This window comes from Variovorax sp. P4_D9 (assembly GCF_056401695.1).
The window spans coordinates 1-5,573 of sequence record NZ_JBFUIU010000597.1 but is presented as its reverse complement, the minus strand read 5'-3'; the positions used below and the strand labels follow the sequence as shown (position 1 = coordinate 5,573).

The 5,573-nt window shown below is 69.8% G+C and carries 6 protein-coding genes and 1 pseudogene; 6 read left to right on the top strand and 1 reads right to left on the bottom strand.

Annotation, left to right across the window (positions count from 1 at the left end):
• From AC1DY5_RS39995 to AC1DY5_RS39970, 6 genes are all read left to right on the top strand, one after another.
• On the top strand, positions 1-721 hold a 721-nt coding region (locus tag AC1DY5_RS39995), incomplete at its 5' end, for a Bug family tripartite tricarboxylate transporter substrate binding protein (protein WP_478119995.1).
• Between the two features lie 4 nt (positions 722-725).
• Entirely contained in the window at positions 726-1,964 is a 1,239-nt protein-coding gene (locus AC1DY5_RS39990) for a Rieske 2Fe-2S domain-containing protein (protein ID WP_478119994.1), read from the top strand.
• Positions 1,965-1,984: 20 nt separating this feature from the next.
• Entirely contained in the window at positions 1,985-2,449 is a 465-nt protein-coding gene (locus AC1DY5_RS39985) for an aromatic-ring-hydroxylating dioxygenase subunit beta (protein ID WP_478119993.1), read from the top strand.
• Positions 2,446-3,438, top strand: coding sequence for a PdxA family dehydrogenase (locus AC1DY5_RS39980; protein ID WP_478119992.1), 993 nt, complete (start codon positions 2,446-2,448; stop codon positions 3,436-3,438). The genes AC1DY5_RS39985 and AC1DY5_RS39980 overlap by 4 nt, the downstream gene beginning before the upstream one ends.
• Before the next feature lie 5 nt (positions 3,439-3,443).
• A complete protein-coding gene (locus tag AC1DY5_RS39975) occupies positions 3,444-4,487 on the top strand; it encodes a 2Fe-2S iron-sulfur cluster-binding protein (RefSeq protein WP_478119991.1) in 1,044 nt (347 codons plus the stop codon).
• Positions 4,488-4,540: 53 nt separating this feature from the next.
• Complete coding sequence (locus tag AC1DY5_RS39970; protein ID WP_478119990.1) at positions 4,541-4,918, top strand: DUF2784 domain-containing protein; 378 nt, start codon at positions 4,541-4,543, stop codon at positions 4,916-4,918.
• Positions 4,919-4,952: 34 nt separating this feature from the next.
• On the opposite strand, the pseudogene AC1DY5_RS39965 reads toward AC1DY5_RS39970, so the two are convergent.
• Positions 4,953-5,573 (bottom strand): annotated as a pseudogene (locus AC1DY5_RS39965) (MFS transporter); the annotation flags it as partial.

Genomic DNA, 5,573 nt, shown 5'->3' with positions numbered 1-5,573 from the left:
GCCCGACGGCGAGACGCTGTTGGCGTCGCCGCCGGCACCGATCGCGATCAACCAGCACCTCTATCGCAAGCTGAGCTTCGACCCCGCGAAGTGGGTGYCAGTCACGATGATCGCCACCGTGCCGAACGTGCTGGTGGTGAATCCCAAGCTGCCGGTGCACAGCGTGCCCGAGCTCATTGCCTACCTGAAGGCGAATCCCGGCAAGCTCAGCTACGGCTCCCAAGGCAACGGCACCACCTCGCACCTGACCGCCAGCATGTTCATGCAGCTGACCGGAACCGAGATGGTCCACGTCCCGTACAAGGGCACGGCGCCGGCGCTGGTCGACCTGATCGGCGGACAGATCGACGTCTTCTTCGACAACCTGAGCTCGTCGCTGCCCTTCCACCAGAGCGGCAAGGTGCGCATCCTCGCGATCGCCGATGAGCAGCGCTCGCGCACCCTGCCTGAAGTGCCCACCTTTGCCGAGCAGAAGCTGCCGGCCATGAACGCCGTGACCTGGTTCGCCCTGGTGGCACCGCCCGGGACGCCTGCCGCCAAGGTACAGGCGACGCAGAAGGCCTTTGCCGACGCGCTCGCGCTGCCGGACGTCAAGCGGCAGTTCGCCGAACAGGGCGCCGAGCCGCGCGGCTGGGACAGTGCGCGGACCGGCCAGTTCATCCAGGCCGAGTCCGCCAAGTGGGCCACGGTCATCAAGAACGCCAACGTCACACTGGACTAACACCATGACCCAAGACACCCAACCGATCCACTGGGCCGGCCCTGGCCTCACGCGCATTCCCTTTGCGCTCTACAGCGATGCGCAGACCGCGGCCCAGGAACAGGCGCGGATCTTCCGCGGCGAGGTCTGGAATTACCTGTGCCTGGAGGCCGAACTGCCCGACGGCGGTAGCTACCGCACCACCTTCGCCGGCGAGACGCCGGTGGTGGTGGTGCGCGACGACGACGGCGAGATCTACGCCTTCGAGAACCGCTGCGCACACCGCGGCGCGCTGATCGCGCTCGAGAAGTCCGGCCGCGCCGAGAACTTCCAGTGCGTCTACCACGCCTGGAGCTACAGCCGCCAGGGCGATCTCACGGGCATCGCCTTCGAGAAGGGCGTCAAGGGGCAGGGCGGCATGCCGGCCGGCTTCTGCAAGGAAGAACACGGCCCGCGCAAGCTGCGCGTCGCGACCTTCTGCGGTCTGGTCTTCGGCAGCTTCAGCGAGGACGTGCCCGGCATCGAGGAGTACCTCGGCGACGAGATCTGCGCCCGCATCGAGCGCGTGCTGCACAAGCCGGTCGAAGTCATCGGCCGCTTCACGCAGGCGCTGCCGAACAACTGGAAGCTGTATGTGGAGAACGTCAAGGACAGCTACCACGCGAGCCTGCTGCACATGTTCTTCACCACCTTCGAACTCAACCGCCTGTCGCAGAAGGGCGGCGTGATCGTCGACCAAAGCGGCGGCCACCACGTGAGCTATTCGATGATCGACCCCGCGGCCGAAAAGGACGCCTCGTACAAGGAGCAGGCCCTGCGTTCGGACAATGAACGCTATCGTCTCAAGGACCCGAGCCTGCTGGCCGGCTTCGCCGAGTACGGCGACGGCGTGACGCTGCAGATCCTCTCTGTGTTCCCGGGCTTCGTACTGCAGCAGATCCAGAACTGCCTGGCGGTGCGGCAGGTGCTGCCCAAGGGGGTGGAGCGCACCGAGCTCAACTGGACCTACCTGGGCTACAGCGACGACACGCCCGCGCAGCGCAAGGTGCGGCTCAAGCAATCGAACCTGATCGGTCCGGCCGGTTTCATCTCGATGGAAGATGGTGCGGTCGGTGGCTTCGTGCAGCGCGGCATTGCCGGCGCGCGCGACTATGACGCGGTCGTCGAGATGGGCGGCGACGGCGCCGATTCCAGCGAGGGACGCGCCACCGAAGCCTCGGTGCGAGGTTTCTGGAAGGCCTATCGACACCACATGCGCGCCTGATCTCAGAGGAAAGCCACACCATGATCGACCTGCTGGCGCTCTGCGCCTTCCATGCCGCCTACGCCGACGCCATCGACAGCGATGCACTCGAACGATGGCCCGACTTCTTCGCCGACGCCGCCGACTACCGCATCACGCACATCGAGAACGAACGCGAGGGCCTGCCCGCCGGCATCGTCTACGCCGACTCGCGCGCCATGCTCGAAGACCGCATCGCGGCCCTGCGCGAAGCCAACATCTACGAGCGCCAGCGCTACCGCCACATCCTCGGCATGCCGCTGCTGCTGAAGGCCGAGGACCAGCAAGCGGAGGCGCGCACGCCCTTCCTGGTGGCGCGCATCATGGCCGCCGGCCAGACGGAAGTGTTCGCCACCGGCGTCTACCAAGACCGCTTCGTGCGGCGGGACGGACGGCTGCTGCTGCAGTCGCGCGTGGCCGTCTGCGACAGCACGGTGACGGACACGCTGCTCGCCTTGCCGCTGTGAGCGCGAGCGCCCGAACCCACGCGCCGCCGCGCCGCCTGGCGCTGGCGGCCGGCGACCCCAACGGCATCGGCCCCGAGATCGCGCTCAAGGCCATGGCCGCGCTGCCGCGCGATGCGCGCGCCGGCATCCACTTGTACGGTCCGGCCAGCGTGCTGGAACGCACGGCCGCGACACTCGGCTACAGTGCGCTGCTTGGCGAGTTGCACATCGTCGACGCCGGAGACCTCCCGGCCGAGTCCGCCCAGCCCGGCCGCATCGACGCCGCAGCGGGTGCATCGGCCGTCGCATCGGCGACGGCGGCGATCGAGGCCTGCCGGCGCGGCGAGGTCGACGCGGTGATCGCGTGTCCGCATCACGAGACCGCGATCCATCGCGCCGGCATCGCCTTCAGCGGCTACCCCTCGCTGGTCGCGCGCGTCTGCGCCGTGCCGGAGGATTCGGTGTTCCTGATGCTGGTCGGCGGCGGCCTCCGGATCGTGCATGCGACCTTTCACGAAAGCGTGCGCGCCGCGCTCGACCGGCTCACGCCGGCGCTGGTGGCTGCGGCGGCGCGAGCGGGCGCGCGGGCGTGCGCGCTGCTGGGCGTTCCCGCACCCTCGATCGGCGTCTTCGGCATCAATCCGCATGCCTCCGAGGGCGGACTGTTCGGCCCGGAGGACGCCGCCATCGTCGAACCGGCCGTGCGCACGCTGCGGGCCGAGGGCCTGCGCGTCGACGGCCCCTGCGGCGCGGACATGCTGCTGGCGCAGCGCCGGCACGACCTCTACGTCGCGATGCTGCACGACCAGGGTCACATCCCGATCAAGCTTCTGGCGCCGAACGCGGCGAGCGCACTCAGCATCGGCGCCGACGTGCTGCTGTCGAGCGTCGGCCACGGCAGTGCGATGGACATCGCGGGCCGCGGCTTCGCCGACTGCAGCGCGTTGCTGCGAACCCTCGCGCTGCTCTCGGCCGTGCCGGACCCGGCCCCCTCTCTTTCAGGAAAGTGAATGCCATGACCCATCTCGTGGCCATTGCGAACAGCGACATCGTGTTCGACTGCGCCGACTCCGAATCCGTGCTCGACGCCGCGTTGCGCGCCGGCATCGAGTTGCCCTATTCCTGCCGCAAGGGCGTGTGCGGCAACTGTGCCGGACGGGTCGAGGCCGGCGAGGTTGCGGGCCTCGGCGGCGCCTCGATGCGCAACGAGAGCTGCCTGCCCGAGCAGCTGCTCTTCTGCATGTGCGCGCCGCGCACGGACCTGGCGATCGCGCCCGTCTCGTGGCACCACGTCGACCCGGCGGCGCGCAAGCGCTTCCAGGCCAAGGTGTTCAGGAACCAGCTTGCGGCGCCCGACGTCTCGGTGCTGCAACTGCGCCTGCCGGCCGGGCAGCGCGCCAAGTTCCACGCCGGGCAGTACCTGCAGATCGACGTCGGCAACGGCACCACGCGCTGCTACTCGATGGCCAACGCGCCGCACGAGAGCGACGCGCTGACGCTGCACATCCGGCATGTGCCGGGCGGCGCCTTCAGCGCCCGCGTGCCCGGCCTGCAGCAGGGCGAGCTGCTGGACATCGAACTGCCCTTCGGCGCCGTCACGCTCGAAAGCGCATCGACGCGGCCGCTGGTCTTCGTCGCCGGCGGCACGGGCTTCGCGCCGGTCAAGTCACTGATCGACGACATGGCTAAGCGGCGGGTCGTGCGGCCTATCACGCTGATCTGGGGCGCGCGCCGGGCCGAGGGCCTCTACCTGCGCCCTGCCGTGGCACGCTGGCAGCGCCAGTGGCCGGACTTCCGCTTCGTCGCTGCGCTGAGCTATGACGCGACGCAGGCGGGCGGCGACGCCTTCTCGGGTCGGGTCGACGAGGCGCTGGCCGCGTACTGCCCGGAACTCGCGGGGCACGAGGTCTATGCCTGTGGTTCGCCGGGCATGGTCCATGCGGTGCGCGAGATGGCGCTGGGGCGCTGCGGCCTCGATGCGGCCGACTTCCACGCCGATGTGTTCGTGGACGGGCCCGCCACGCAGACCACGGCGTCGTGCATTCCGGCGGCGGCCTGACCGTTGCTGGGGCGGTTTGCGCCGGTTCTCGCAAGCGCTAGCATTCCCCTCCCATGGGAATCAGCGCCCGCCTGCTGGCCGACGCCGTGCTGCTGCTGCACGGCCTGTTCATCCTGTTCGCGGTTGCGGGCGGTGTCCTCGTGTGGCGCTGGCCGCGGCTGGCGTGGCTGCATCTGCCGGCCGCGGTCTGGGCCGGCTGGGTGGTGTCGGCAGGCTGGATCTGCCCGCTGACGCCGCTCGAGAACGCCTTGCGCCGCAGCGCCGGCGAGGCCGGCTACGGCGGCGGCTTTCTGGAGCACTACCTGCTCGCGCTGATCTACCCGGAAGGGTTGACGCGGCCGCTGCAGGTGGCACTAGGCCTCGGCGTGCTGCTGCTCAATGTGCTGCTCTACGCGCTGCGCTTCGCCCGGCATTCGCCGAAGGGCCGATGACGGCCGGCGGCTGCGACAAGCGCCGCGTCCCGCCTCAGCGGCGCACAGTCCCCATCAGCGCCAGCAGCGACAGCCCGACAACGCCGCCGCCGAACTCCATCGCGGTGCGCACGATGTCGCCCTGGTGCGCGACGTCATAGCCCGCCAGCATCGCCGGCAGCCCCATCGCCAGATAGGCGATCACGAACAGCACGGATAGCACGCCGGCCCGCTCCTGCGGCGCGATCAGCGCCACCACGCTGCGCAGCGCGCCCTGGAAGCCGGTGCCGAAGCCGAGCCCAGCGACCGCGCTGCCGAGCAGGAACAGCAGCACCGAGTGGAGCGAGATCGCGGTCATGACGATCGCCATCCCGACGATCAGCGCCAGCGAACCGAGGCGCATCAGCGCCTTGGGCGAAGCCTCGCGGATCAGGAACACCGCCAGCGCACCGCTGCCGGCCAGCACGAACAGCGCCAGCCCACCGATCAAGACCGAGGTGGAGCCTGAGAAACTGCGGATCAGCGTCGGACCCAGCGAGGCGTAGAAGCCGGCCATGGCCCAGACCGCGACCAGCGCCGGCGCCGCCAGCAGCAAGGGGCCCCGCACCGCGGGCGGCACGGCCAGCCGCGGCTTCAGCGAGGCCAGGGCACCGGGCCGCRCCGGCGCGGTCTCTTC